Genomic DNA, 25,252 nt, shown 5'->3' with positions numbered 1-25,252 from the left:
GGCCCATGCCATGACGCTCGACAACGTCGCCCTGCCGCAGGTTTCCGTGGTCGTTCCGGTATTCAACGAGCGCGACAACATCGCGCCGCTGGTGCACGAGATCACCGCCGCCCTGCGCGGCCTGCTGCCGTTCGAGATCGTCTACGTCGACGACTGCTCGAAGGACGACTCGCGCGCGGTGCTGAAGGCCCTGCAGGCCGAAGTGCCGGAGCTGCGGGTGTTCGGCCACAGCCGGCAGAGCGGGCAGAGCACCGCCATCCGCAACGGCGTCAAGCAGGCGCGCGCCGAATGGATCGCGACCCTGGACGGCGACGGCCAGAACGACCCGGCCGACATCCCCAAGCTGCTGGCCGCGCGCGACGCCGCCGACCCGGCGATCAAGCTGTTCGCCGGCTGGCGCGTGCAGCGCAAGGACTCCGGCTCCAAGCGCTGGGCCTCGAAGGCCGCCAACGCCATCCGCTCGCGCCTGCTGCGCGACGAGACCCCGGACACCGGCTGCGGCATCAAGCTGTTCGAGCGCGCGCTGTTCCTCGACCTGCCGTATTTCGACCACATGCACCGCTACCTGCCGGCGCTGGTCAAGCGCGCCGGCTGGCAATCGGTCAGCGTGCCGGTCAACCACCGCGAACGCGGCGCCGGGGTGTCGAAATACAACAACCTGGGCCGGGCATGGGTCGGCATCGCCGACCTGCGCGGCGTGAGCTGGCTGATCAAGCGCAGCAAGATCACGGACACCGTCGAGCTATGATGAACCAGCCGATCGAATGGCTGTTCTGGTCCGGCCTGCACATCACGCCCTGGAAACTGATCGGCTACACCGGCGCGCTGATGTTCGGCGGCCGCTGGCTGGTGCAGTTCGTGGCCTCCCGCCGTGCCGGTAAGCCGGTCATCCCGCGCCTGTTCTGGTACATGAGCGTGGTCGGCAGCCTGATGACGCTGAGCTACTTCCTGTTCTCGGCCAAGCAGGACTCGGTCGGCGTGCTGCAGAACCTGTTCCCGGCGTTCACCGCCCTGTACAGCCTGTCGCTGGACATCAAGCACCGCGGTTGGCACCGCGACAAGGCCTCGCATTGACGTAGGGGCGGACCCATGCGTCCGCCCAAAGCCCGAATCAGCGGGGGCGAACACATAGGTTCGCCCCTACCTCCATATGAATCAACACGTTACCGCACCGAATGCCCGCGATTCAGCTAAGTGTTTGCGGCACAAGGGCTTTTCCGGCATAATAGCGGGCTCGCCTGAAGCACTGCTGGCCGTGCGGCCCACAATACGCACGCCGTCATCGGGCGCCACCCCATTGTGTGCGGAATCTCCGCGGGGCCGAATTCACCCGGGCTATGGGTGATCCTTAAAACGCCAAGAGGTACGCCATGAGTCGTATTTGCCAAGTGACCGGCAAGAGCATGCAAAGCGGCAACAACGTTTCGCACGCCAACAACAAAACCCGCCGCACGTTCCACGCCAACATCCACGAGCGCCGTTTCTGGGTGCCGAGCGAAGACCGCTGGGTCAAGCTGAAGGTCTCCGCGCACGGCCTGCGCACCATCGACAAACGCGGCATCGATTCGGTCCTGGCCGAACTGCGCGCCCGTGGCGAAAAAATTTAAGGAGCACCTGACATGGCATCGAAACGCGACAAAATCCGCCTGATCTCCACCGCCGGCACCGGCCACTTCTACACCACCGACAAGAACAAGAAGACCACGCCGAACAAGATGGAAATCTCCAAGTACGATCCGGTCGTGCGCAAGCACGTGCCGTACAAGGAAGGCAAGATCAAGTAAGCCGCCGCGCTTGCTGACGTTGAAAAACCCGCCGTGTGCGGGTTTTTTCATGCCCGCCGGCACGACGCCGCTGTCACGGCGGAACGGCTATAGTGCCGGCATAGGAGAGCGCGTATGCACGGAAAAACCCTGATTTTCGGCGCCAACGGCGGCATCGGTTCGGCCACTGCCCGCCTGCTCGCCGGCCGCGGACGCCCGCTGCATCTGGTCGGCCGCGACGGCGACGCCGTCCGGGCCTTGGCCGATGAAACCGGCGCCGGTTTCAGCATCGGCGACGTGCTCGAGGACGGATTCATCGCACAGGCCGCCGTTGATGCCGGCGAAGCGCTGGACGGTCTGGTGTACGCGGTCGGCAGCATCACGCTGAAAGCCCTGCCGCGGCTGACCCGCGCCGATTTCCTGCGCGACTTCGAGCTCAACGCGCTGTCGGCCGCGCTGGCGGTGCAGGCGGCGCTGCCGGCGCTGAAGAAATCCGGACGCGGTTCGGTGGTGCTGTTCAGCTCGATCGCGGCCTCGCAGGGCTTCGGCCTGCACGCCTCGATCGGCATGGCCAAGGCGGCGGTGAACGGCCTGACCCTGAGCCTGGCCGCGGAGCTGGCGCCGGCGGTGCGGGTCAACGCCATCGCACCCTCGCTGACCCGCACGCCGCTGTCGAAATCGCTGTGGCAGAACGAGGCCATGGCGCAGAGCATCGCCGGCCTGCATCCGTTGCCGCGGCTCGGCGAACCCGCGGAAATCGCCGCCTTGGCGGCGTTCCTGCTGTCCGATGACGCGGCCTGGATCACCGGCCAAGTCATCGGCGTCGACGGCGGCCGCTCCAGCCTGCGGGTGAAGGGCTGATGCGCGTCCTGGTCACCGGCGGCACCGGTTTCATCGGCCGGGCATTGGTGCGGCGTTTGCGTGCGCGCGGCGACGCGGTGACGGTGTTGAGCCGCAACCCGGCCTCGGTGGCGGCGGTGTTCGGCAACGGCGTCACGGCCTGGCGCGATCTGGCGGAATGGACGCCGGAGACCGCGTTCGATGCCGTCATCAACCTCGCCGGCGAACCGATCGTCGACCGGCCATGGACCGCGGCGCGCAAACGCGCCCTGCGCGACAGCCGCATCGGCGTCACCGAGCGGCTGCTGCAGGCGATGCGGCAAAGCCGTCAGAAACCGGCCGTACTGCTCAGCGGTTCGGCCATCGGCATCTACGGCAACGACGGCGCGGATCCGGCAACCGAAAGCATGGCCGCCGCCGATGACTTCGGCGCCGTGCTGTGCGCCGATTGGGAGCGCGCGGCGCGCGCGGCCGAATCCCTGGGCGTACGCGTCTGCCTGCTGCGCACCGGCTTGGTGCTGCATGGCGACGGCGGCTTGCTGAAGAAGATGCAACTGCCGTTCGCGCTCGGCTTGGGCAGCCGGCTGGGCGACGGCCGCCAGCCGATGAGCTGGATCCACCGCGGCGATTATCTGGACGCCCTGTTGTTCCTGCTCGACGAACACGGCTGCCGCGGCGCCTACAACCTGACCGCGCCCGCGCCGGTCAGCAACCGCGAATTCACCGAAACCCTGGCGCGCAGCCTGAAGCGGCCGGCGCTGTTGGCGACGCCGGCCTGGGTCTTGCGCGCCGCGCTCGGCCAGCGCGCGCCCATGCTGCTCGGCGGTCGGCGCGTATTGCCGGAGCGGCTGCTGGCGGCCGGCTTCCGGTTCCGCTTCCCGGAACTGACCGACGCCTTGGCGCACGCCGAAAGCGACTGATACCCTGCGCCGCGGATGCGGGCTGTGCTACCGTTTCACGGATTCTTTTCCGCCCGTAGAGCCCACATGATTCCCGCCGATGACCTCCGCCGCGCCGTGCTTGCCGTCTGGGCGATTTTATCCGTGGCGATACTGGCCGGCGGTCTGCTGCTTTGGCTGTTGCCGCCACAGGCCGTATTCGCGGTCAGCCAAGCCCTGCAGACGCCGCATCCGGATGCGCCCTGCGCGCTATGCGGCATGACCGGCGCGTTCGTGGCGATCGCCCGCGGCGATTTCGCGACCGCCGCGCGGCTGAATCCGGACGCGCTCCGGCTGTTTTCCACACTTGCCGGCAATAGCTTGATATTCTTGGGCTACGCGCTGTACGCAGGCTGCCGATGGTTCGGCCGCAGGAAACCGGCGCCGTGACTCCCCCACACCCGGAAGCCCGACCATGTCCCTGATCAGCCTGATTTTCGGCATCCTCGCCCTCATCGGCCTGTTCATCGCCGCCATTCCCTGCCTTGGCGCGTTGAACTGGCTGAACATCCCGTTCGCCGTCGTCGGCGCCATCGTCAGCGCCATCGCGCTGGGCAAGGCCGAGCCCGGCCGCAAGGGCATGGCCATGACCGGTCTGGTGCTGTGCGCGATCGCCATCGTGGCCGGCGGCTTCCGCCTGTCGCTGGGCGGCGGCATCCTGTAAGCCGCCGCGGCATGTCCGACGTCCGCCGCAACGGGGCGACGACGCGCATCCTGCAGGTCAAGGTCAAACCGAACGCCCGCCTCGAGCGCCTGGAACAGGCCGAAGACGGCACTTGGCTGGCGAGCATCAAGGCGCAGCCGGTCGACGGCAAAGCCAACGAAGCGCTGATCGCGCTGGTGGCGGAGCACTTCGGGCTGCGCAAGAACCAGGTCAGCATCAAATCCGGCGGCGCCGGCCGGCTCAAGCGGCTACTGATCGAAGCCTAGGCGGTGCCGGCGCTATAATCGGCCGGTCACGGAAAGGAGGTGGCGGATGCGCGACGAAAACGACTACATCCTCGGCACCCACGACGCCGAAATCGCGCGTCTGCGTCTGCAGCACGGCGTCTGGCGCGAACAGGTGCTCGACTGCTGGCGCCGTGCCGGCATCGGGCCGGGCCAGACCGTGGTCGATATCGGCTGCGGACCGGGTTTCGCCAGCGTCGATCTGGCCGAAACCGTCGGCCCGCAGGGCACGGTCATCGGCATCGAGCGCTCGCCGCGATTCATCGAACAGGCCGAAGCCCTGTGCGCGGCGCGCGGACTGGCCAACGCGTCGTTCCGGCAGCGAGACGTGATGACCGACGCGCTCGATGTGACCGGCGCCGATGCCGTCTGGTGCCGTTGGCTGGCGATCTTCCTGCCCGACCCCGGCCTGTTGGTGCGCAAGATGGCCGATGCGCTCAAACCCGGCGGCCGCCTGGTATTCCATGAATACGTGCACTACGAAACCTACCAATCGGCGCCGGCCAGCGCGCGCTTGGCCGAATTCGTGCAACAGGTGATGGCGAGCTGGCGCGAGAGCGGCGGCGAACCGAATGTGGCGCGCGAACTGCCCCGCCATCTGGGCGCGGCCGGTTGCCGCATCCTGTCGTCGCGGCCGATCAGCTTCAGCGCCTCGCCATCCGACCCGCTCTGGCGCTGGCCGGCCAGCTTCATCGAGGTCAACCTGCAACGCCTGCATGAACTCGGCCGCGTCGATGCGGACTGGGTGGCCGCGGTGCGAGCCGACCTGCATGCGCTGGAAAGCGACCCGAACGCGTTGCTGATCACGCCGATGGTGCTCGAGATCATCGCCGAGAAAGCGCGATGAATCCGGCCAAGGTCCGCCGCGACCGGCTCGAGGCGCTGACCGACCTGCCCAACATCGGACCGTCGATGGCCGGCGATTTGCGCCTGCTCGGCCTCCGGCATCCACGCGAGCTCGCCGGCCAAGATGCATTCAAGCTATATCGCCGCCTGTGCGAGCTCACCGGCTGCCGGCAGGATCCCTGCGTGCTCGACACCCTGCTGTCGGTGGTCGACTTCGCCGACGGCGGCGACGCCAAACCCTGGTGGCATTACACCGAACAACGGAAAGCGCGATGGCCTTCGCTCTGAATACCGAACGCCTGCGCCTGCGCGAATTCACCGCCGCCGACGCGCCCTATCTGCTGCGGCAGCTGAACGAACCGAGCTTCATCGAGAACATCGCCGACCGCGGCGTGCGTACCTTGGATCAGGCCGGGACCTATCTGGAAGCCGGCCCCATGGCCAGCTACCGGCAGCACGGCTTCGGCTTCTGGGCCGTGACCGGGCAGAGCAGCGGCGAAATATTGGGCATGTGCGGCTTGGTCAAGCGCGACACCTTGCCGGAGCCGGATCTGGGCTATGCCTTCCTGCCCGAGCATGTCGGCCAAGGTTATGCGTTGGAAGCCTGCCGGGCGTCGTTGCGCGCCGCCCGCGATATATTCCATCTGCCGGCGCTGATGGCCATCGTCAACGACGGCAATACCGCCTCGCGCCGACTGCTGGAAAAGCTCGGCTTCGGCTTCCAGGGCATGACCGCCCTGATGCCGGACACGCCGGAGCTCTGCCTGTACCGCATCGAACTCACGGAGCACACCGCATGTTGAACGCCTTGACCGGCATTCCGCCCTTCCTGCAGACCTTGGTGCTGCTGACCCTGTCCAACGTGTTCATGACCTTCGCCTGGTACGCGCACCTGAAGGACATGTCCGGCAGGCCATGGATCCTGGCGGCGTTGGCCAGCTGGGGCATCGCCTTCTTCGAATACATGCTGCAGGTGCCGGCCAACCGCATCGGCGCGCAGACCATGGACCTGGGGCAGCTGAAGATCCTGCAGGAGGCCATCACCCTGACGGTGTTCGTGCCGTTCGTGTTCTTCTACATGAAGCAGCCGCTGAAGCTGGACTACCTGTGGGCGGCGCTGTGCATCTGCGGCGCGGTGTACTTCATCTTCCGGAGCTGATCCGCCGCGCCAGATACGGCGCCAGCACGAAGGCGATGACGCTGACCAGCGCCAGGTAGTGCGCCGGCGCCAGGATGTCCTCGCGCAGCCAGAGCGCGATCAGCATCGGGGTGAAGCCGCCGAACACCGAATACGCGACGTTGTACGAGAACGAGAAGCCGGAATAGCGCACCGCCGGCGGGAACAGGCCGACCAGGATCATCGGCACCACCGCCACCGAACCCAGACAGAAGCCGGCCAGGCTGTACAGCGCGGTGGTGTCGGCCAAACCGGCCGGCACGCTGAGGAAGAACAGGTAGCTGGTGAGCGCCAACAAGGCGGATCCGGCCATCAGCGCGCGGTACGGCCCGATGCGGTCGGCGGCCCAGCCCCAGAATATGCAGCCGCCGGTCAGCACCACGATCATCACGCTGTTGGCGAACAGCGCGTCGCCGGCGCTGTAGCCGAACTGGGTCTGCAGCACGCTCTGGGTCAGCAGGGTCAAGGTCACGATGCCGGCGCTCAGGTACCAGGTCAGCAGCATGCTCGGCCAGATCTGCGCCTTGTGGCCGCGCAGCACCGTCTTCAGCGGCAACTCGGACGCCAGCGCCTTTTCCTGCTTCATCGCCAGGAACACCGGCGTCTCCTCCAGCCAGCGCCGCAGGTACAGCGCGAACACGCCGAACACGCCACCCAGCAGGAACGGCAGGCGCCAGGCGTAGTCGAGCACCGCCTCGGCCGGGAAATAGTGGTTGACCGCCATCGCCACCAGCGAGCCGAGCAGGATGCCGGTGGTGAAGCCGGAGAACAGCGTGCCGCTGGCCAGGCCGACATGGCGCCGCGGCACATGCTCGGACACGAACACGCAGGCGCCGGGAATCTCGCCGCCGACCGCCGCGCCCTGCAGGACGCGCATCAGCAGCAGCAGGATCGGCGCGGCGATGCCGATCTGGGCGTAGGTCGGCAGCAGGCCCATGATGAAGGTCGGCACCGCCATCAGGAACAGGCTGAAGGTGAACATGCGCTTGCGCCCGGCCAGGTCGCCGAAGTGCGCCATCAGCAGGCCGCCGAGCGGACGCGCCAGATAACCGGCGGCGAAGATGCCGAACACCTGCAGCTGCTTCAGCCAATCGGGCATTTCCGCCGGGAAGAACAGCTGGCCGATGCTGCCGGCCAGGAACACGAAGATGATGAAGTCGTAGTATTCCAGGGCGCCGCCCAAAGCGGACAGGCCGAGGGTCTTGACGTCCTTGCGGTCGAGCTGGCGGTCGGCGTTGTGCATGGCGTGATTGTCGGTTGGATGCGGCCAGATTAAGCTATGGCCAAGACAAACGCCAGACGGCAACGGAGCGCGCATGGAACACCTCATCGGCATCCTGGTCGGCATCGGCCTCAGCGCGGCGTCGGGCATGCGCGTGTTCGTGCCCCTGCTCGGCCTGAGCCTGGCCGGCCATTACCGGCTGGTGCCGCTCGGCGAGGAATTCCTCTGGCTGGCCAGTTGGCAGGCGATGCTGGTGTTCGGCGTCGCCAGCCTGGTCGAGGTCGGCGCCTATCTAATTCCCTGGCTCGACCATCTGCTCGATATCGCGCTTGGCCCGGCCGCCGCCATCGCCGGCACGCTGCTGACCGCCTCGACCCTCGGCGACACCTCGCCGCTGATGCAGTGGTCGTTGGCCCTGATCGCCGGCGGAGGCACCGCCTCGGCGGTACACATGGGCACGGCGGCCGTGCGTGCCACGGTCAGCCTGCCGACTGCCGGCTTGGCCAATCCGTTGGTATCGATCGGCGAAGGTTTCGCGGCTGTACTGATGACCGTGCTGTCGGTGTTCCTGCCGATCCTCGCCTTCCTGCTGGTGCTGATGCTCGGTGCGCTGCTGGCCGCGGTGTGGGTGCTGCGCGCCAGGCGCCGGAAAGACGCCTCAGCCTGAACCCGCGCCGCTCAGCGGCTGTTCCGGCGCAGATGCTGCAGCGCGCGCTCGATGTAGGATTCGCCGGTCAACACCACGCCTTCTTCGGCCTCGGCGCCGGACGCGGTACCGCCGCCGATCTGGCCGCGCAGGTCTTTCTCGACCGCATCGGCGCGCGCATTGCCGGCCAACAGCACGTCGGGCACGATGCCCTCGGCCTGAATCGAGCGGCCGCTCGGCGTGTAATAACGCGCGGTGGTGAGCTTGAACGCATCGCCGTTGTCGAGCGTGATGATGCTCTGCACCGAGCCCTTGCCGAAGCTGCGGCTGCCGATCAGCGTGGCGCGATGGTGGTCCTGCAGGGCGCCGGCCAGGATTTCGGACGCGCTGGCGCTGCCGGCGTCGATCAGCACCGCCACCGGCGCACCGGCGAACAGCTCGCCGGGCTTGCCGGTATAGCTGACGTTGCTGAGTGGGTTGCGGCCCTTGGTGCTGAGCAGCGGGACTTCGCCGAGGAAATCGTCGGCGACCTCGACCGCGGCCGTGACCAAGCCGCCGGGATTGCTGCGCAGATCGAGCACCAAGCCGTTCAACGCCTGATCGGGCGCGGCCTGCTGCAGCTGCTGCCATTGCCGGCGGAACTCCAGACCGGTATCGCCCTGGAAGGCGCTGATGCGGACATAGGCGTAGCCCGGGGCCAGCCAACGCGCGCGCACGCTCTGCAGACGGATCACCTCGCGCACGATGCGCAGCTCGAACGGCTTGTCGACGCCGGGGCGTTGCACGGTCAGCCGCACCGCGCTGCCGGCTGCGCCACGTAAACGCTCGGGACTGGCCTGCGGGTTTTCGTTATCCACCGGCCGGCCGTTGATGGCGGTGATGAAATCGCCGGCGCGCAGGCCGGCGCGTTGCGCCGGCGTGTCGTCGAACGGCGCCACCACGCGGATGCGGGTCGGGTCGCGCTCGTCGCTTTCGATGCCGATGCCGGCATAGCCGCCTTCGCTCAAGTCTTCGAAATCCTGCGCCTGCCGGCCGGACAGGTAGCTGCTGTGCGGATCGATGTCGGCCAACAGACCGCGCAAGGCGGCCTGCATGATCTGCTCGTCGCTGAGCCCATCGACGTAGCTTTCGCGCAGGGTCTGGAACACCTGCACGAAACGCTGGATCTCGGCGACCGGAACCGCGGGTGTTGGGGTGGGTGGCGCCGGCGGCTCGCTTGCCGATACGGCGGCCGACAGCAGGACGGCCGGCAGCCAACGCATCGTCATGGTTTCAGCCACGCGTTGGGATTCTGCGGCTGGCCGTTCAGGCGCATTTCGAAATACAGCGCGGCGCGGTTCTGCGCGCCCGAGGTGCCGACCGTGGCCACGCGTTCGCCGGGTGTCACGGCTTCGCCGACGTCCTTCAGCAACGCGTCGTTGTTGGCGTACAGGCTCATGTAGCCGCGGCCGTGGTCGATCACCATCAGCATGCCGTAGCCTTTCAGCCAATCGGCGTACACCACCCGGCCGGCGGCGACCGCATGCACCGGGGAACCGGCGGCGGCGGCGATCAACAGGCCGTCGCTGCGGCGGCCGTCGGGCATGGCGTTGCCGTAACCGGCCAACAGGGTACCGGTCAGCGGCCAGCCGGTCAGGTTCTTGGGCGTGGTCTTGGCCGGCGGCCGTGTGCTGCCCGGTCGGCCGATCACCGCCGGCGCCTTGCTGCTGTTGGAAGCCTGCCGCAGTTTGTCGAGCAGGCTGCGCAACGCGCGCTCATCCTTGCCTAGCGCCCGCAAACGCGCCTGCTGGTCCTTGTACTTGGCATCGAGCGTGCTGACCACCGCCTTGCGCTCCTGGCGCTGGCGCGCCAGCGCCTCGACCGCCAGCTCCTGTTCGTGCTTGTGTTCGGCCAGCGTGCGCTTCTCGCGCTCCACCGCGGTGCTGACTTCGGCCAATTGCGCCAATTGCGTGGTCAGTCCGTCGATCTCGCGCCGGCGCTCGCGTTCGAAGTACCGGTGATAGGCCAGCCAGCGCGCGGCCTCGCTGAGCTTGTCCTGCGCCAGCAGATGCTTCAGCTCGCTGTCTTCGCCCAGACGGTAGGCCGAACGCAGCAGCAGGGCCAGCTGTTGCTTTTGCCCGCGCAGTTCGCGCTCCAGGCGCTGCTGTTCGGTCTCCAGTTGCGCCAGTTTGCGCTCCTGGCCGTCCAGCGCCGTCTCGACCTTGCTGAGGGTCTGGCTGCTGGCAGCCACCTTCTGGTCGATCTGGCGCAGCTGTCTGGCTTCCCGGCTGCGCTTCTCCTCGAGCTCGCGCTGGGCTTTGGTCAGCGTGCGGATCTCCTTGCGCAGGGTCTCGATCTTGCGCTCGGCTTCGGCGGCGCTCTTCGGCGCCGCCGGCTTGCTCTGCGCGGCGGCGGGCGCGGCAAGCGCCAACAGCAGCGGCAACAGCCAGAGCGCCCGGCTCATGCGTCCTTGGCGATCAGGCTGGCGCCGGTCATCTCGGCCGGCGCGGGAATGCCCATCAGGTCGAGGATGGTCGGCGCGATGTCGCGCAGCGAGCCGCCGTCGCGCAGGCGGCCGCCATGGCCGGCCATCACGAAATACACCGGACCGGTGGTATGCGAGGTATGCGGTTCGCCGGTGTCCGGATCGCGCATCATCTCCACGTTGCCGTGGTCGGCGGTGACCAGCAGCACGCCGCCGGCGCCTTCCACCGCCGGACGGATCGCCGCCAGCGCGGCATCGACCGCTTCGGCGGCCTTGATCGCGGCCGGCAGGCTGCCGGAGTGGCCGACCATGTCGGGATTGGCGATGTTGCAGATGACCGTATCGAAACGCCCGCCGTCGATGGCCGTCACCAGTTGCGCGGTCAGCTCCGGGCAGCTCATTTCCGGCTGCAGGTCGTAGGTCGCCACTTTCGGCGACGGAATCAGGATGCGCTCCTCGCCCGGCACCGTCTGCTCGACGCCGCCGTTGAAGAAGAAGGTGACGTGCGCGTATTTTTCGGTCTCGGCGATGCGCAGCTGGGTCTTGCCGTGCGCGGCCAGCACGTCGGCCAAGGTGTTGCGCAGCGATTCCGGCGGATAGGCCACGCGCACCGGCAGGCGGGCGTCGTATTCGCTCAGGCAGACGAAGGCCGACAACGCCGGCACCCGGCGCGCGAAGCCGTCGAAGTCCGGATCGGCGAAGGCGGCGGTCAGCTGGCGGGCGCGGTCGGCACGGAAATTGAGGAAGGCCACGGCGTCGCCGTCGCGCATCGGTTCGGCCGCCGGCAGCACGGTGGCCTGCACGAACTCGTCGTTCTCGCCGCGCGCGTAGGCGGCCTGCAACGCCTGCAGCGCGCTGTCGGCGCGCCGATCGGCATCGGCTTCGACGATCGCCCGGTAGGCCGGCGCCATGCGTTCCCAGCGCTTGTCGCGGTCCATCGCGTAATAACGGCCGGTGACGGTGGCGATGGCGGTCTGGCCGAGTTCCTCGCACAAGGCCTGCAGGGCCTTCAGGCTGGGTTCGGCCGACTGCGGCGGCATGTCGCGGCCGTCGAGGAAGGCGTGCACGCGCACCCGGCGCGCGCCGCGGGCCTTGGCCAGGCGCAGGAAGGCGAAGATGTGCTGCTCATGGCTGTGCACGCCGCCCGGCGACAGCAGGCCGAATACATGCAACACGCCGTCGCGGGCCTCGGCGGCGGCGATGGCGGCGTTCAGCTCCGCGTTGTCGGCGAAACTGCCGTCCTCGATGGCGGCGTCGATGCGGGTCAAGTCCTGGTAGACGATGCGGCCGGCGCCGATGTTCATGTGGCCGACTTCGGAATTGCCCATCTGGCCGTCCGGCAGTCCGACGAAGCGGCCTTCGGTGTGGATCAGGGTATGCGGGCACTCGGACAGCAGAGCGCGCCACGCCGGCAATTCGGCCAGCGCGATGGCGTTGTCCGCGCGTTCGGCGCGGTAACCCCAACCGTCAAGAATCAGCAATACCACCGGTTTCGACTTCGCCACTTACCGCTCCAGGGCCCGCCACGGGCCGAAATGCCTACCAACTAATGACACATGACAATTCTAGCAGTCGGCGCAATACTTTCACCATCATCCCACGGAGGACCCGTTCATGAAGCAGCTCATCCTGGCCATCGCCCTGGCCGCCGCCTTGGGCAACGCCCACGCCGAACAAAACGCGCCCAGCCTGTCGAAAGTCAACGGCAGCCTGACCGCCGAAGCCGGCAAGGCCTATGGCGACCTCGACACCGTCAACGGCTCGATCACGGTCGAGGAGAAAGCCGTCGCCCGCGACGTCGAGACCGTCAACGGCAGCATCGTGGTCGACGTCCAGGCCAGGGCCGACGGCATCAGCACCGTCAACGGCAAGATCGTGCTGCGCAACGGCGTGCAGGCCGAGTCGGTGGAAACGGTGAACGGTTCGATCGTCGGCGTCAGCAACCTGCGCGTGGCCAAAGACGTGGAAGCGGTCAACGGCTCGATCGAAATCGGCGCCGGCAGCCAGGTCGGCGGCACCGTCGCTACCGTCAACGGCGGTATCAAGCTGCTGGCGATGAAGGTCGCCGGCGGCCTCGAGACCGTCAACGGCGACATCCTGGTCGGCGACGGCACCGAGGTGGCCGGCGGCATCTTGGTCAGCAAGCCCAAAGGCTGGGGCATCAACTGGGGCAAGCCGAAAGTGCCGCGCATCGTGCTCGGCGCCAACAGCGTGGTGCACGGCGAACTGGTGTTCGAGCGCGAGGTCGAGCTGTTCGTGCACAGCAGCGCCAAGTACGGCCGCATCCGCTACATGGAGTCCGACAAGGACAAGGCCGGCACGCTCAAGCCGACGGTGTTCACCGGCAAACGACCGGACTGACCCCGGAACGGCGGCCGCCGCTGGTTTACAATGAAGCCTCCCCGCGGAGGCTTCATGCGTTCAATCCCCCTGTTTCTGCCGCTGATCGCGGCGCTGGCCGTCGCCGCGCCGTCGGCATCGGCCCAATCCAGCTACGGCCCGGAAATCTCGGCCGAAGACTTCGGCCAGCATCTGCGCGCGCTATCGGCCGATGCGCCGTCCGGCGAGTCCGTGCAGGCGCTGCGCGCCGCCCATGTCGAACGCCAGTTCGCACGCCTCGGCCTGCGGGCCCTCGATGCCGGCTGCGGACCCGATACACGCCAGGCCGCACTGCCGGACACCGGCACTGACGGCGCGGCAGCGGTTTATCTCGCGCATTGGCAGGACGCGGCCGAAGTCGCGGCCGTGCTTGAGATCGCCGAACGTTTCACCACGCAACGGCCGCGGCCGGCGCATGCCGTGGCGTTCCTGTTCCGTGACGAGAGCCGCCACATGGCGGATGCCTGTGCGCCGGCGGGCGTGACGGGAACCGTCATCGAACCGCGCAATCTGCTCACGCTCGACGCCAGCAGCCTGGTGCGCGAGTTGAGTCTGCTGTATCGCCAGGGACGCTGACGCTCAGCGCAGACGGCCGAGCAGGTAGTCGGCCACCGGCCGGGGCCGCTCCATCATCGGCATGTGGCCGCAGCCGGACAGAATATGCGTCTGCGAAACCGGTAAGCCGGCGGCGAACACCGCGGCCGCGCTCGGATCGATGATGGCGTCGCCGTCGCACCAGAGCAGGCCGACGGGCTGGCGGATCGCCGGCAAGCGCTCCTGCAACAGGAAGGCCTGCGGGCCGAGGCGCATCTGCTCGAACACCCGGCGCTCGAACGCGCGCTTGGCGGCGCGGCGCTCGACCATCACCCGCGCCATCGGCGTCGGCAGATAGGGCGCATCGGCGAACACGTATCGGTCGAGAAAGGCCAGGAAGGCGCCGGTTTCATACACCGCGAAGGGATTGTCGCCGGCGAGCACGCGCCGCGCGAACGCGTTCTCCTTGAAGCGCACGCCGGCCGCCGACATGAACACCACGCGCTCGACGCGCGCCGTATGCGCGTCCGACAGCAGCAGTCCGGAAATCATGCCGCCCATCGAATGCCCGACCAGCAGGGCCACCGGTTCGTCCTGCGCCTGCAGGAACGCGTCCAGACGCGCCGCCTGCGCCAACGGGCTGTAATCGGCGCCGGGCTTGGGCGCGCTCTCGCCCCAGCCGGGCAAGTCGACCGCGATCACGCGGTGCGCGCGCGACAGGCGTTTCATCACCGGCAGCCAATTCTCCTTGCTGCCGGTATAGCCGTGCACCAACACGATCAACGGGCCGCGGCCGGCCTCCAGATAATGCCAGGTCTCGCCGTCCACGGCGCGGATTTTGACCTCGGCACCGGCCAGCAGGCGTTGGCGGGCGAACTCCGCGCGCAGCGCCTGTTCCGGGAACAGCCAGACGAAACCGACCGCCAGCGCTGCCGAAACGGCCAAGGCGATCAGCAGCCGTTTCACGGTGTGGCCGCCTCCGGGGCCGGATCGGCCAAAGCCTGCGTCACCGAGCTCACCGTGATCGGGTGATAGCCGGGCTTGGCTTCGGCGAACACCGCGCGCGCGAAAGCGCGGCCGTCATCGGTCGCCGCCAAGGCTTCGTAGGTGGGCATGATCAGCTTGCGGCGGCCGATTTGGGTGAGGAAGGCTTCGATCGCCGGACGCGCGTCGGTATAGCCGCTGCGCACGGTCAGCGGATACCAGCGCTGCGCGATTTCGGCGTTGGGCGTGCCGGTGAAGGCGAAGGCGGCGTCCAATTCGGCCAGTTGCGCGGCGCTCAAGGTGTCCGGCATGCGTTCCAGGAAGCGCACCCGCTCCTGCGTGCTCCAGCCGGCGGCGTCGAGCCCGGCCGCGGGAACCTTGCCGGCCAGCCAATCGGCCTGCGCGCGGTCGACGGCGTCGAAGCGCGTCGAGGTCGCCGGACGCGCCGACGACGGAATGCCCGGATCGTGCAGCCATTCGCGCACTTCGCCCACGCTGACCTTGCCCGGATGCTTCTCGAGCAGCTCGACGGTCAGGAAGCGCTCGAACTCGGCGCTGTGCGTGCTGGTGAAGGCATGCGTGGTGAACCAGTGGCGCAGGAAGGCGTCGAAGGTCTCGCGGCCGAAACGCTGCTCCAGGAACATCAGGAACCACTGGCCCTTGACGTAGGCGACATCGCTCAGCGCCTCGTCGGGATCGCGCCCGGTCAGCGGCGCCAAGGCCAGCTTCTGGTCGACTGCCGGCATCGCCTTCATTTCCCCGGCCAAGCCGAACTGGCCGATCACGTTCTCCATCTCGGCCTTCTCGCGGCCGTACACCGACTCGACGATGCGGCTCTCGACGTAGCTGGTGAAGCCTTCGTTGAGCCAGATGTCCTTCCAGCTGGCGCTGGTCACCAGATTGCCCGACCAGGAGTGCGCCAGCTCGTGCGCGATCAGGCTGGTCAGCGATTTGTCGCCGACGATCACCGTCGGCGTGATGAAGCTCAGACGCGGATTCTCCATGCCGCCGAACGGGAAGCTGGCCGGCAGCACCAGCATGTCGTAGCGGCCCCATTGGTACGGGCCGTACAACGCCTCGGCGACCTGGATCATCTTCTCGGTGTCGGCGAACTCCGCGGCCGCGGCTTCCACCACCGAGGGCTCGGCCCAAACGCCGGAGCGCGCCGAAATCGGCCGGAACGCCACGTCGCCGACGGCGATGGCCAACAGATAGGACGGAATGCGTTGCGGCATCTCGAAGCGGTAGTCGCCGTCGCGCACGGCGGCCGGGTCGTTGTCGGCGCTCATCAGCGCCATCAGCGATTTGTCGGTGCGGATGCGGGCGTCGTAGGTGAAGCGCACGCCGGGCGTGTCCTGCAACGGCACCCAGGAGCGGGCGTGGATGGCCTGCGACTGGCTGAACAGGAACGGTTTGCCGCTGGCGGTCATCTCCGGCGTCAGCCATTGCAGGCCGGAGGCCTCCGGCCGGGTGGCATAGCGGATGCGCACGCGCGGCAGGGGTTTATCGACGGCGATGCGCAGGGCCGAACCGTGGATCGGGTCGGCCGCGTCCAGGCGGTAGGCGAGCTTGCGCCAAGCCTTGCCGTCCAGGCCTTCGACGCCGCGGATGTCGAGCGCGCGGGTGTCCAGCGCCAGTTCGCGGGCCTTGTCGTCCAGCCAGTCCAGATGCAGGTCGGTGCTGCCGGACAGCGTGCGCGCGGTCATGTCCACGGCCAGGTCGAGCGAAATATGGCGGATGCGGACCTGATCGGTGCGCGCATAGGAATTCGGATCCAGGCCTTCGGCCGCGGACAGGGTGTTGGTGGTGCCGGCGGCGGGTTCGGCGGCGCGCTGGCAGGCGGCCAAGGACAGGGCCAGCAGGCCGCCGAGCAGGAAACGGGAGACGGGAATGTTCATCAGATCTTGAATCCGCTGTGGATGGCGACGATGCCGCCGGACAGGTTGCGTACCGAAACCTGAGCGAAGCCGGCCTCTTCCATCAGGGCCTTCAGGCCGGCCTGGTTCGGGTGCTTGCGGATCGACTCGGCCAGGTAGCGGTAGCTGTGCGCGTCGCCCGCGATCAGTTCGCCGAGCTTGGGCAGCACCTTGAACGAATGGAAATCGTAGATCGGCCGGAACCACTCGGCCTGCACCTCGGAGAACTCCAGCACCATCACTTTGCCGCCGGTCTTCAGGATGCGGTGCATCGACCTCAGCGCCTCCAGCTTGTCGGTGACGTTGCGCAGGCCGAAGGCCATGGTGATGGCGTCGAAGCTGGCGTCCGGGAACGGCAGCGCCTCGGCGTTGAGCTGCACGTAGCGCAGGCCCTTGACCAGGCCGAGGTCGGTCAGCCGGTCACGGCCGACGCCGAGCATCTCGCGGTTGATGTCGCCGATGACGATCTCGCCGGTCTCGCCGACGCGCTCCAGCAGCAGCTTGGCGATGTCGCCGGTGCCGCCGGCCAGGTCGAGCACGCGGTCGCCGCGCTTGATGCCGGAGGTGCCGGTGAAATAGCGCTTCCACAGCCGATGCACGCCGAGCGACATCAGGTCGTTCATCACGTCGTATTTGCCGGCGACCGAGGTGAACACCTCGCCGACCAGCTTTTTCTTCTCGCCGACCGGGACGTCGCGGAAGCCGAAATGGGTGGTTTTCTCGTTCATGGCCCATTATCACACGCCGGCGCGGCGATTTCAGCGGCCGACTGGACAAGCGCCGGCGGCGGCGACAGAATGGGTCATCGCCCACCCGGAGTCCTCCATGAAACCTGTTCTGCCCGTCCTGTCCGTGCTGTTCCTGTCGGCCGCCTTGGCCGTCGCCGCCACCGATGCCCGCGCCAGCGATGCCTCGGTCAAGAGCCGGCTGGATGCCCGCGGCATGAAATACGAAATCGACGGCGACGGCGACTACAAGGTGACCTACAACTACGCCAAGGAAGGACGGACCCAGTTGGTGTTCGTCTCCGGCGGCACCGAGGAAGTCGGCGGCTTCAGGATCCGCGAAGTGTTCTCCCCGGCCGGCCGGGTCGAAAAAGACGACATCGACGGCGCCAAGGCGCTGGAGCTGCTGGCCGAAAGCCGCAAGAACAAGCTCGGCAGCTGGGAAATCGCCGGCGATGTGCTGTACTTCGTGGCCAAGCTGCCGGACGACCTGGACGCCAAGGAGCTCGAGTCGGTGATGGACATCGTGGCCGAGACTGCAGACAACATGGAGCTGGAGATCTCCGGCGACCGCGACGACCTGTAACCGCGCACCGCACGCGACGAAAAAGCCGGCACATGTGCCGGCTTTTTCATGGCCGTGGAATCAGGGCTCGCGGGCCAATCCGTTGTCCGCCAACGCCTGCAGGTAGCGCGCCCAGCGCGCGTCATGCTGCTCGCCCAGTTCCTTCAGAAAACTCCAGGTGTAGATGCCGGTGTCGTGGCCGTCGCTGAAGCGCAGCACCACCGCATAATTGCCCATCGGTTCGATGGCGGCGATGTTGACGTCGCGCTTGCCGGCGACCCAGACGCGCTGGTCCGGACTGTGGCCCTGCACTTCGGCCGAGGGCGACTCGACGCGCAGGTATTCGCAGGGCAGGCGGTAGCGGCTGCCGTCGTCGAACGCCACCTCGAGGGTGTGCGAGGCGCGGTGCAGGATGATGTCGGTCGGTTTCGGGCTCATGTCGTCTCCTTCCGGCGCTTGGCGCGCGGATGGGCGTTATCGTACACCGCCGCCAGGCGCTGGAAGTCCAGATGGGTGTAGATCTGGGTGGTGGCGATGTCGGCGTGGCCGAGCAGTTCCTGCACGCCGCGCAGGTCGCCCGAGGATTCCAGCAAATGGCTGGCGAAGCTGTGCCGCAGCAGATGCGGATAGACGCGCTTCCAGATGCCTTGGCGCTGCGCCAGCTGGCGCAGGCGCAGCTGCACCGCGCGCGTGCTGAGCGGCGCGCCGCCGCGGCCGGGGAACACCGGCGCGTCGGCATCGGCCGGCGCTGCCGCGCGCCAGGCGCGCAGGGCCGCCACCGCGTGGCTGCCGACCGGCACCACCCGGCTCTTGCCGCCCTTGCCGAGCACGGTCACCAGGCTGTCGTCCAGATCGAGGTCGCGCCAACGCAGGGCGCACAGTTCCGAGACGCGCAGGCCGCTGGAGTACAGCAGCTCGAGCAGGGCGCGGTCGCGCAGACCCAGTTCGCCGTCGGTCGGCAACTCGACCAAAGCCACCGCCTCGTCCACGTCCAGCACCTGCGGCAGCTTGCGCGGCGCTTTCGGCGCGCGCAGACCGGCGCTCGGATCGCTGCCCAGCACGCCCTGCTTCATCAGGTATTTGAACTGGCTGCGCAACGCCGACAGCCGGCGTTGCAGGCTTTTCGGCGCCAGCCCGCGGCGGTGCTCCTGGGCCAGGAAGCGCTGGATGTGCGCGAACTGCAATTGCGTCGGATCATGCACGCCCTCCGCCGCGCAGTGGTCGCACCAGGCCTGCAGGTCGCGGCGGTAGTTGCTCAGGGTATGCGGGGAGGCCCGGCGCTCGACGGCGAGATGGCGCAGATAGTCTTCGACGCCGGCCGCGATGGCGCTCATCGGCGCGTGTGGGTCATCGCCGTGTGGAACAGTTCGCCGATCCAGCGCAGGAACAGCGTGCCCATGCCCGGATAGAACCGGTGCGGGTCGGCGCTGCCGATGGCGATCAGGCCGATGCGGCCGACCGGAATCAGGGCGACCGACTGGGCGAAGCCGCGGTCTTCGCCGAACAGCAACGGCAATTTTTCGGGATTGAGCCGGCCGCAGATCGGTTCGTCGCTGGCCAGGCAGTCGGCGAACGGCGCCAAGCGCGGATCGTCGGCGGCGATATGGCTGAACCAGGGTTCGTCGAACCCGGGAATCGGCGCGAATCCGATGATGCGCACCGACTCGCCGGCGAAATCCTCGGTCAGGCAGGCGGCGAAGGTGTGCACCACCTCCGCCGGCGTGCGCGCGCGCAGCAGGGCCAGGCTGAGCTCGTGCACGTGCTGGCTCAGGCGTTCGTTGTCCTGCGCGTTCAGGCCGAGCTCGTGCAGGCGGCGCGCCAGCTCCTTGTTCTTGTCGCGCAGGATCTCGAGCTGGTAGGACGACAGCGTCGCGGTCTTGCCGTCTTCCTTCGGCACCGTCAGGCTCATCGCCAGATCGGGGAACTGGCCGAGGAAATCCGGATGCCGGCGTAACCACACCGCCACTTCATGCGCGCTCAGTTTCTCCGGACGTTCGTCAAGCATGCCGCCATTCTCCTTCGTAGACCCGTTCGGCGGGTCCGGTCATCGTCACCGGCGCGGAATCGTCCGGCCAATCAATCATAAGCGTTCCCCCCGGCAAATGCACCGCGACATGGCGCGCGACGAGGCCCAGGCGCATCAGGCTGACCGCGGCGGCGCAGGCGCCGGAACCGCAGGCCAGGGTCTCGCCGACGCCGCGTTCGAACACCCGTAGGCGGATGTTGCCGGCGTCGACCCGCTCGGCGAAACCGACGTTGACGCCGTCGGGAAACACCTGCGCGGCCTGCAGCGCCTGACCCCAGTGCGCCACCGGTGCGTCCTGCGCCGAATCGACCAGGAACACCGCGTGCGGATTGCCCATCGACACCGCGCTGAAGGCGTGTTCGACGCCGTCGATCGGGAAGCGGTACAGCGGCGCTTCGGCCTCGGCCAGCAGCGGAATGTCGTCGGGTGCGAAATACGGGAAGCCCATGTCCAGCGCGTAACGCTCGCCCAAGCGGCGCACGCCGACCGGACCGGCCGGGCTGTCGAGCGTGAACGCGGCGGCGTCGGTCGCGCCTTCGGTCACCAACCAGTGCGCCACGCAGCGCGCGCCGTTGCCGCACTGGCCGGCGAAGCTGCCGTCCTGGTTGAGGATGCGGTAAGACGCCACGGAGCCGTCCGCGCTCGGCGGTTCGATCACCAGCAACTGGTCGAAGCCGACGCCGAAATGGCGATCGCCCATCTGGCGCAGGAGTCCGGCGTCGGGCAAGGGCGCGCCGTCGCGGCGGTCGAGCACGACGAAGTCGTTGCCGGCGCCGTGCATCTTGGTGAAGCGCAGGGGCATCAGCCGGCGGCCTTGGCCTCGGCGCCGGCCGGCTCGGGCTTCACCAGCGGGCCTTTGTTGCCGCAGGCCGACAGCGCCAGGCACAGGCAAAGCAGCGCGAACGGGAGTTTCAGTGCGGATCGTTTCATGCAGGAAGTATAGCCGTTCCCGGCAACTTGGGCATGCGCCGGCCGCAACGCGAAAGGCCCGGAAATTTCCGGACCCTTGCATGCGTCCGAAAACGACCGGCGCGGCTTACGGCACGCCCAGCACCTGCAGCATGAAGGCGAACTGTTCGGCGCTTTCCTGGTAGCGGCGGAAGCGGCCGGACTTGCCGCCGTGGCCGGCCTCCATGTTGACGCGGAACACCACCGGATTGCGGTCGGTCTTCAGCTCGCGCAGCTTGGCCACGTATTTGGCCGGCTCGAAGTACTGCACCTGCGAATCCCACAGGCCGGTGCCGATGAACATGGTCGGATAGGCCTTGCGCTCCAGGTTGTCGTACGGCGAGTACGACAGCATGTAGTCGTAATATTTGCGGTCGGCCGGATTGCCCCACTCGTCGTACTCGTTGGTGGTCAGCGGGATGCTCTCGTCGAGCATGGTGGTGACCACGTCCACGAACGGCACCTGCGAGATGATCAGCCGGTAATCCTGCGGCGCCATGTTGGAGATGGCGCCCATCAGCAGGCCGCCGGCCGAACCGCCGTAGGCCGCCACGCGGTCCTTGGCGGCGTAGCCTTCGGCCACCAGGAAGCGGGTGACGTCGATGAAGTCGGTGAAGGTGTTGATCTTGTTCAGCAGCTTGCCTTGGTCGTACCAGGCGCGGCCCATCTCCTGGCCGCCGCGGATGTGCGCGATGGCGTACACCATGCCGCGGTCGAGCAGGCTGACGTTGATGATCGAGAAGCGCGGGTCGGTGCTGGAGCCGTAGCTGCCATAGGCGTACTGCAGCAGCGCGGATTTGCCGTCCTTCTTGAAGCCCTTCCTGTACACCACCGAGACCGGGATGCGGGTGCCGTCGCGGGCGGTGGCCCACAGGCGCTCGGTCACGTAGTCGTCCGGATTGTAGCCGCCCAGCACCGGATCGCGTTTCAGCAGACGGCGCTCGCCGGTCTTGACGTTCACTTCGTACAAGGTGTTCGGCGTGGTCAGCGAGGTGTAGCCGTAGCGCAGCCAGTCGGTGCCGGGTTCGGCGTTGACGTTCAGGCCCATGGTGTACGCCGGCTCGTCGCTGGCCACGAATTCGCTCTTGCCGTCGGCACCGAGGGTGCGCAGGCGCAGCAGCGCGTTCGAGCGTTCCTCGACGGCGATGAAGCCGTCGAACAGCTCGAAGCCCTCGATGAACACGTCGCCGGCGTGCGGCACCAGCTCCTGCCAGGCCGCGCGGTCGCCGACGGCCTTACCGGCATCGAGCGTCATCAGCCGGAAATTCGGCGCGTTCCAGTTGGTGCGTATCACCCAGCGGCCGCCGAGGTGATCGGCGCTGTATTCGACGTCGCGCTGGCGCGGCGCGAACACGGTGAACGCGCCCGGCTTGGCGGCCGGCGTGCAGCGCATCTCCGAGCTGACCGTGCTCTGCACCTGGATGCAGATGAATTGGTCGGAGCGGGTGCGGCCGATGCCCATGTAGAAGCTGTCGTCGGCCTCCTCGTACACCAGCGCGTCGCGCGCCGGGTCGCTGCCGAGCACGTGGGTCTTGACCCGTTTGCTGAGCAGGGTGACCGGATCCTTCTCGATGTAGAACAGGGTGCGGTTGTCGTCGGCCCAGACGATGTTGGGCTCGACATTGTCGACCACGTCGGCCTGCACCTGGCCGGTGGCCAGGTCTTTCACGAACAGCCGGTACTGGCGGCGGCCGACCGAGTCCTCGGCCCAGGCCACCTTGCCGTTGTCCGGGCTGATCTCCCAGTCGCCGATGCTGAAATAGCCCTTGCCGGCGGCCATCGCGTTCTGGTCGAACAGAATCTCCTCCGGCGCGTCCATGGTGCCCTTGCGGCGGGCGATGATGGCGTAATCCTTGCCGGCTTCGAAGCGCGAGTAGTACCAGTAGCCTTTCTTCAGGTACGGCACCGAGGCGTCGTCCTGCTTGATGCGGCCGGTGATCTCGGCGTACAGCGCGTCGGCGGTCGGCTTCGACTTGGCCAGCATGGCGTCGGCGTAGGCGTTCTCGGCGTTCAGCACCGCCAGCATCTCGGGGTTCTTGCGCGAGTCGTCGCGCAGCCAGTAGTAGTCGTCGCGGCGTTCGGCGCCGTGCGGGGCGGTCACCGTGTGCGGCTTCTTGGCGATGGTGGGCGGTTTCGGGGTTTCGGCGGACACGAGGGCACTCCAGGCGAGCGAGGCGAGCAGCAGCGGTTTCAGGGATGCGTGCATGGGTCAGTCCTCGGGGAAAAGTTTCTGTTTCAGGAAGGTGTAGGCCAGCGCCTGCATGAACGCGGCCTGTTCGTTGTTGGCCGCGCCGCCGTGGCCGCCCTCGATGTTCTCGTAGTAGCGCACGTCGTGACCCTGCTCGGCCATGCGCGCCATCATCTTGCGGGCGTGACCCGGATGCACGCGGTCGTCGCGGGTCGAGGTGGTGAACAGCACCGGCGGGTAGTTGCCGTCGGCGCGCACGTTCTGGTATGGCGAATAGGCTTTCAGGAAGTTCCAGTCGTCGGTGTCCGGATTGCCGTATTCGGCCATCCAGGACGCGCCGGCCAGCAGCTTGTGGTAGCGCTTCATGTCCAGCAGCGGCACCTGGCAGACCACCGCGCCGAACAGCTGCGGATACATCACGGTCATGTTGCCCATCAGCAGGCCGCCGTTGCTGCCGCCCTGCATGCCGAGGCGCTTGGGCTGGGTCACCTTGCGCGCGATCAGGTCCTCGGCCACCGCCGCGAAGTCCTCGTAGGCCTTGTTGCGGTTGGCCTTCAGCGCCGCCTGGTGCCAGCGCGGACCGTATTCGCCGCCGCCGCGGATGTTGGCCACCACGTACACGCCGCCCTGGCTCAGCCAGGCGCGTCCGACCGAAGCCGAATACGACGGCGTCAGCGAGATCTCGAAGCCGCCGTAGCCGTACAGCAGGGTCGGGTTGTCGCCGTTCAGCGCCATGCCTTTGCGCGAGACCATGAAGTACGGCACGCGGGTGCCGTCCTTGCTGACCGCGAAGTTCTGGCTGATTTGGTGTTGACTGGCGTCGAAGAAGGCCGGCAACTGTTTCAGCGTCTCGGGCTTGGCGTCGACCGCACCCAGCATCAGCGCGGTCGGCGTCAGGTAGTCGGTGACGGTCAGGAAATAGTCGTTGGACTCCTCGTCGTCCACCGCCGACACCGACAGCGTGCCGAACCCCGGCGCGCCGGCCAGCGGCCGCGCGGCCCAGTCCTTGGCCGGATCGAGCACCGAGATGCGGTTCTTGACGTCGTCCAGCACGTTCAGCAGCAGGAAGTCCTTGGTCCAGCTGTAGCCGGCCAGCGAGGTGCTGGCGCTCGGCTCGAACAGCACGCGGAACGCGCGCTGGCCCTGCATGAAGGCGTCGAAGTCGGCGGCGATCAGGGCGCCGGCCGGATAGGTCTTGCCGGCCACGGTCCAGGCTTCGCGCAGCTCCAGCAGCAGGTGCCGCTTGTGCACGCTCTTCTGCGCCGAGTTCGGCGCGTCGACCTTGGCCAGGCCGCCGTCGGCGCCGATCAGGTACAGCTCGTCGTTGTAGAACGCCAACGTGCGCGAGACGAAGTCGCGTTCGAAGCCGGTGGTATCGTCGCGCATCGCGGCGATGTACATGTCGTCGGCGCGGCCCTCGTACACGGTCTTGGCCGAGGCCAGCGGCGTGCCGCGGCGCCAGAGCTTGGCGATACGCGGGTAGCCGGATTCGGTCATGCTGCCGGCGCCGAAGTCGGTATACACGTAGACTTCGTCGCGGCTCTTCCAGCCCAAGGCGCCCTTGGCTTCGGGGCGGAAGAAGCCGTCCTTCAGCCAACGCTTGCCGGCCAGGTCGAATTCGCGGGTCTCGTCGGCGTCGGCGCCGCCGCGCGACAGCGCGATCAGGCAGCGGTCATAGGCCGGCTTCAGGCAGTCGGCGCCGTGCCAGACCCAGTTGGCGTTCTCGGCCTTGTTGAGCGCGTCCAAATCGATCAGCACGTCCCAGGCCGGCTCGGCTTTGCGGTATTCAGCCAAGGTAGTGCGCCGCCACAGCCCGGCGGGATTGGCCTTGTCGCGCCAAAAGTTGTAGTAGTAATCGCCCATCTTGGTCACGCCCGGGATGCGGGCGTTGGAATCCATGATCGCGCGCAGGTCGTCGCGCAGGGCGGCGAATTCGGCCGTGCCGGTCAGCTCGGCCTGGGTCTTGGCGTTCTCGCCGCGGACCCAATCCAGCGCCTTAGCGTCTTCCACGCCCTCCAGCCACAGGTACGGATCTTCAGCCACGGATTGCGCTCCCGCCGGGGCGGCGAGCAGGACGGACAGCATCAAGGCGTTGGGACGCATGCATCGGGTTCCTTGTGACGGACATGAAGTCCGCAAAATA

Annotated in this window: 31 protein-coding genes; 17 read left to right on the top strand and 14 right to left on the bottom strand. The window is 67.6% G+C overall.

Annotated elements, in window-relative coordinates; translation table 11 throughout:
- Positions 1–10 precede the first annotated feature (10 nt).
- The 13 genes from IEV56_RS08665 (at position 11) to IEV56_RS08605 (ending at position 6,494) form a co-directional block, all read left to right on the top strand.
- Entirely contained in the window at positions 11–748 is a 738-nt protein-coding gene (locus tag IEV56_RS08665) for a glycosyltransferase family 2 protein (protein ID WP_188449920.1), read from the top strand.
- Positions 748–1,074 carry a lipid-A-disaccharide synthase N-terminal domain-containing protein gene (locus IEV56_RS08660; protein ID WP_425488570.1) on the top strand — a complete coding sequence of 109 codons (327 nt, stop codon included), beginning with the start codon at positions 748–750 and terminating at the stop codon, positions 1,072–1,074. Before IEV56_RS08665 ends, IEV56_RS08660 begins: the two co-directional genes overlap by 1 nt.
- A gap of 296 nt (positions 1,075–1,370) precedes the next feature.
- The gene (rpmB, locus tag IEV56_RS08655) at positions 1,371–1,607 is read left to right on the top strand and encodes a 50S ribosomal protein L28 (RefSeq protein ID WP_188449916.1); all 237 of its coding nucleotides are present in this window, start codon (positions 1,371–1,373) and stop codon (positions 1,605–1,607) included.
- 12 nt (positions 1,608–1,619) lie between these two features.
- Complete coding sequence (gene rpmG, locus IEV56_RS08650; RefSeq protein ID WP_188449914.1) at positions 1,620–1,784, top strand: 50S ribosomal protein L33; 165 nt, start codon at positions 1,620–1,622, stop codon at positions 1,782–1,784.
- A 114-nt stretch (positions 1,785–1,898) separates the two neighbouring features.
- The gene (locus IEV56_RS08645) at positions 1,899–2,624 is read left to right on the top strand and encodes an SDR family NAD(P)-dependent oxidoreductase (protein ID WP_188449912.1); all 726 of its coding nucleotides are present in this window, start codon (positions 1,899–1,901) and stop codon (positions 2,622–2,624) included.
- Positions 2,624–3,523: a TIGR01777 family oxidoreductase gene (locus tag IEV56_RS08640; RefSeq protein ID WP_188449910.1), complete on the top strand. Its 900-nt coding sequence runs from the start codon at positions 2,624–2,626 to the stop codon at positions 3,521–3,523. The genes IEV56_RS08645 and IEV56_RS08640 overlap by 1 nt, the downstream gene beginning before the upstream one ends.
- A gap of 66 nt (positions 3,524–3,589) precedes the next feature.
- A complete protein-coding gene (locus IEV56_RS08635; RefSeq protein ID WP_188449908.1) occupies positions 3,590–3,931 on the top strand; it encodes a DUF2752 domain-containing protein in 342 nt (113 codons plus the stop codon).
- Positions 3,932–3,956: 25 nt separating this feature from the next.
- Positions 3,957–4,205, top strand: coding sequence for a hypothetical protein (locus IEV56_RS08630; RefSeq protein ID WP_425488569.1), 249 nt, complete (start codon positions 3,957–3,959; stop codon positions 4,203–4,205).
- 11 nt (positions 4,206–4,216) lie between these two features.
- Positions 4,217–4,471 carry a DUF167 domain-containing protein gene (locus IEV56_RS08625; protein WP_188449906.1) on the top strand — a complete coding sequence of 85 codons (255 nt, stop codon included), beginning with the start codon at positions 4,217–4,219 and terminating at the stop codon, positions 4,469–4,471.
- Positions 4,472–4,517: 46 nt separating this feature from the next.
- Positions 4,518–5,336 carry a class I SAM-dependent methyltransferase gene (locus IEV56_RS08620; RefSeq protein WP_188449904.1) on the top strand — a complete coding sequence of 273 codons (819 nt, stop codon included), beginning with the start codon at positions 4,518–4,520 and terminating at the stop codon, positions 5,334–5,336.
- Positions 5,333–5,623: a helix-hairpin-helix domain-containing protein gene (locus IEV56_RS08615; protein ID WP_188449902.1), complete on the top strand. Its 291-nt coding sequence runs from the start codon at positions 5,333–5,335 to the stop codon at positions 5,621–5,623. The genes IEV56_RS08620 and IEV56_RS08615 overlap by 4 nt, the downstream gene beginning before the upstream one ends.
- Positions 5,608–6,138 carry a GNAT family N-acetyltransferase gene (locus tag IEV56_RS08610; RefSeq protein ID WP_188449901.1) on the top strand — a complete coding sequence of 177 codons (531 nt, stop codon included), beginning with the start codon at positions 5,608–5,610 and terminating at the stop codon, positions 6,136–6,138. Before IEV56_RS08615 ends, IEV56_RS08610 begins: the two co-directional genes overlap by 16 nt.
- On the top strand, positions 6,132–6,494 hold the full coding sequence (locus IEV56_RS08605) for a DMT family protein (RefSeq protein ID WP_229730228.1): 363 nt from the start codon (positions 6,132–6,134) through the stop codon (positions 6,492–6,494). The genes IEV56_RS08610 and IEV56_RS08605 overlap by 7 nt, the downstream gene beginning before the upstream one ends.
- On the opposite strand, the gene IEV56_RS08600 is transcribed toward IEV56_RS08605, so the two are convergent.
- Positions 6,478–7,755, bottom strand: a complete 1,278-nt coding sequence (locus tag IEV56_RS08600) for an MFS transporter (protein ID WP_188449899.1) — start codon at positions 7,753–7,755, stop codon at positions 6,478–6,480. The genes IEV56_RS08605 and IEV56_RS08600 overlap by 17 nt on opposite strands.
- Positions 7,756–7,828: 73 nt before the next feature.
- Here IEV56_RS08600 and IEV56_RS08595 point away from each other — a divergent pair, with 73 nt between their 5' ends.
- Entirely contained in the window at positions 7,829–8,401 is a 573-nt protein-coding gene (locus IEV56_RS08595; protein ID WP_188449897.1) for a DUF4126 domain-containing protein, read from the top strand.
- An 11-nt stretch (positions 8,402–8,412) separates the two neighbouring features.
- On the opposite strand, the gene IEV56_RS08590 is transcribed toward IEV56_RS08595, so the two are convergent.
- Genes IEV56_RS08590 through gpmI form a run of 3 tightly spaced genes read right to left on the bottom strand, consistent with a single transcriptional unit; the run spans position 8,413 to position 12,349 of the window.
- Positions 8,413–9,660 carry a S41 family peptidase gene (locus IEV56_RS08590; RefSeq protein WP_188449895.1) on the bottom strand — a complete coding sequence of 416 codons (1,248 nt, stop codon included), beginning with the start codon at positions 9,658–9,660 and terminating at the stop codon, positions 8,413–8,415.
- On the bottom strand, positions 9,645–10,823 hold the full coding sequence (locus IEV56_RS08585; protein ID WP_188449893.1) for a murein hydrolase activator EnvC family protein: 1,179 nt from the start codon (positions 10,821–10,823) through the stop codon (positions 9,645–9,647). Before IEV56_RS08585 ends, IEV56_RS08590 begins: the two co-directional genes overlap by 16 nt.
- Positions 10,820–12,349: a 2,3-bisphosphoglycerate-independent phosphoglycerate mutase gene (gene gpmI, locus IEV56_RS08580; RefSeq protein WP_188449891.1), complete on the bottom strand. Its 1,530-nt coding sequence runs from the start codon at positions 12,347–12,349 to the stop codon at positions 10,820–10,822. Before gpmI ends, IEV56_RS08585 begins: the two co-directional genes overlap by 4 nt.
- Positions 12,350–12,458: 109 nt before the next feature.
- On the opposite strand from gpmI, the gene IEV56_RS08575 reads away from it, so the two are divergent.
- Together IEV56_RS08575 and IEV56_RS08570 are read left to right on the top strand one after the other, a co-directional pair.
- Positions 12,459–13,205 carry a DUF4097 family beta strand repeat-containing protein gene (locus tag IEV56_RS08575; RefSeq protein ID WP_229730227.1) on the top strand — a complete coding sequence of 249 codons (747 nt, stop codon included), beginning with the start codon at positions 12,459–12,461 and terminating at the stop codon, positions 13,203–13,205.
- A 54-nt stretch (positions 13,206–13,259) separates the two neighbouring features.
- A complete protein-coding gene (locus IEV56_RS08570; RefSeq protein WP_188449889.1) occupies positions 13,260–13,799 on the top strand; it encodes a zinc-binding metallopeptidase family protein in 540 nt (179 codons plus the stop codon).
- A 3-nt stretch (positions 13,800–13,802) separates the two neighbouring features.
- On the opposite strand, the gene IEV56_RS08565 is transcribed toward IEV56_RS08570, so the two are convergent.
- From IEV56_RS08565 to ubiE, 3 genes are read right to left on the bottom strand one after another with little or no spacing between them, the layout of a single operon-like run.
- Positions 13,803–14,723, bottom strand: a complete 921-nt coding sequence (locus IEV56_RS08565; protein ID WP_188449887.1) for an alpha/beta fold hydrolase — start codon at positions 14,721–14,723, stop codon at positions 13,803–13,805.
- Positions 14,720–16,639, bottom strand: coding sequence for a M1 family metallopeptidase (locus IEV56_RS08560; protein WP_188449885.1), 1,920 nt, complete (start codon positions 16,637–16,639; stop codon positions 14,720–14,722). The genes IEV56_RS08565 and IEV56_RS08560 overlap by 4 nt, the downstream gene beginning before the upstream one ends.
- Positions 16,639–17,385, bottom strand: coding sequence for a bifunctional demethylmenaquinone methyltransferase/2-methoxy-6-polyprenyl-1,4-benzoquinol methylase UbiE (gene ubiE, locus IEV56_RS08555; protein ID WP_188449883.1), 747 nt, complete (start codon positions 17,383–17,385; stop codon positions 16,639–16,641). Before ubiE ends, IEV56_RS08560 begins: the two co-directional genes overlap by 1 nt.
- 97 nt (positions 17,386–17,482) lie before the next feature.
- Between ubiE and IEV56_RS08550 the strand changes: the two genes are divergently transcribed.
- Entirely contained in the window at positions 17,483–17,968 is a 486-nt protein-coding gene (locus IEV56_RS08550) for a F0F1 ATP synthase subunit epsilon (protein WP_188449881.1), read from the top strand.
- 60 nt (positions 17,969–18,028) lie between these two features.
- Here the strand turns inward: IEV56_RS08550 and IEV56_RS08545 are convergent, their stop codons facing one another.
- The 7 genes from IEV56_RS08545 to IEV56_RS08515 all read right to left on the bottom strand — a co-directional run bounded on the left by IEV56_RS08545 (position 18,029) and on the right by IEV56_RS08515 (position 25,212).
- The gene (locus IEV56_RS08545) at positions 18,029–18,385 is read right to left on the bottom strand and encodes a gamma-butyrobetaine hydroxylase family protein (RefSeq protein ID WP_188449879.1); all 357 of its coding nucleotides are present in this window, start codon (positions 18,383–18,385) and stop codon (positions 18,029–18,031) included.
- The gene (gene xerC, locus IEV56_RS08540) at positions 18,382–19,281 is read right to left on the bottom strand and encodes a tyrosine recombinase XerC (RefSeq protein ID WP_188449877.1); all 900 of its coding nucleotides are present in this window, start codon (positions 19,279–19,281) and stop codon (positions 18,382–18,384) included. Before xerC ends, IEV56_RS08545 begins: the two co-directional genes overlap by 4 nt.
- On the bottom strand, positions 19,278–19,952 hold the full coding sequence (locus IEV56_RS08535) for a DUF484 family protein (protein WP_188449875.1): 675 nt from the start codon (positions 19,950–19,952) through the stop codon (positions 19,278–19,280). Before IEV56_RS08535 ends, xerC begins: the two co-directional genes overlap by 4 nt.
- A complete protein-coding gene (gene dapF / locus IEV56_RS08530) occupies positions 19,945–20,775 on the bottom strand; it encodes a diaminopimelate epimerase (RefSeq protein ID WP_188449873.1) in 831 nt (276 codons plus the stop codon). The genes IEV56_RS08535 and dapF overlap by 8 nt, the downstream gene beginning before the upstream one ends.
- The gene (gene lptM, locus IEV56_RS08525; RefSeq protein ID WP_188449871.1) at positions 20,775–20,903 is read right to left on the bottom strand and encodes an LPS translocon maturation chaperone LptM; all 129 of its coding nucleotides are present in this window, start codon (positions 20,901–20,903) and stop codon (positions 20,775–20,777) included. The genes dapF and lptM overlap by 1 nt, the downstream gene beginning before the upstream one ends.
- A gap of 106 nt (positions 20,904–21,009) precedes the next feature.
- Positions 21,010–23,127 carry a S9 family peptidase gene (locus tag IEV56_RS08520; protein ID WP_188449869.1) on the bottom strand — a complete coding sequence of 706 codons (2,118 nt, stop codon included), beginning with the start codon at positions 23,125–23,127 and terminating at the stop codon, positions 21,010–21,012.
- 3 nt (positions 23,128–23,130) lie between these two features.
- The gene (locus IEV56_RS08515) at positions 23,131–25,212 is read right to left on the bottom strand and encodes a prolyl oligopeptidase family serine peptidase (protein ID WP_188449867.1); all 2,082 of its coding nucleotides are present in this window, start codon (positions 25,210–25,212) and stop codon (positions 23,131–23,133) included.
- Positions 25,213–25,252 lie beyond the last annotated feature (40 nt).

The sequence above is a fragment of the Arenimonas maotaiensis genome, from assembly GCF_014638745.1.
GTDB classification, from domain to species: Bacteria; Pseudomonadota; Gammaproteobacteria; order Xanthomonadales; family Xanthomonadaceae; genus Arenimonas; species Arenimonas maotaiensis.
Note: the sequence above shows the minus strand (reverse complement) of the source record. Positions and strands in the feature narration are given on the sequence as shown.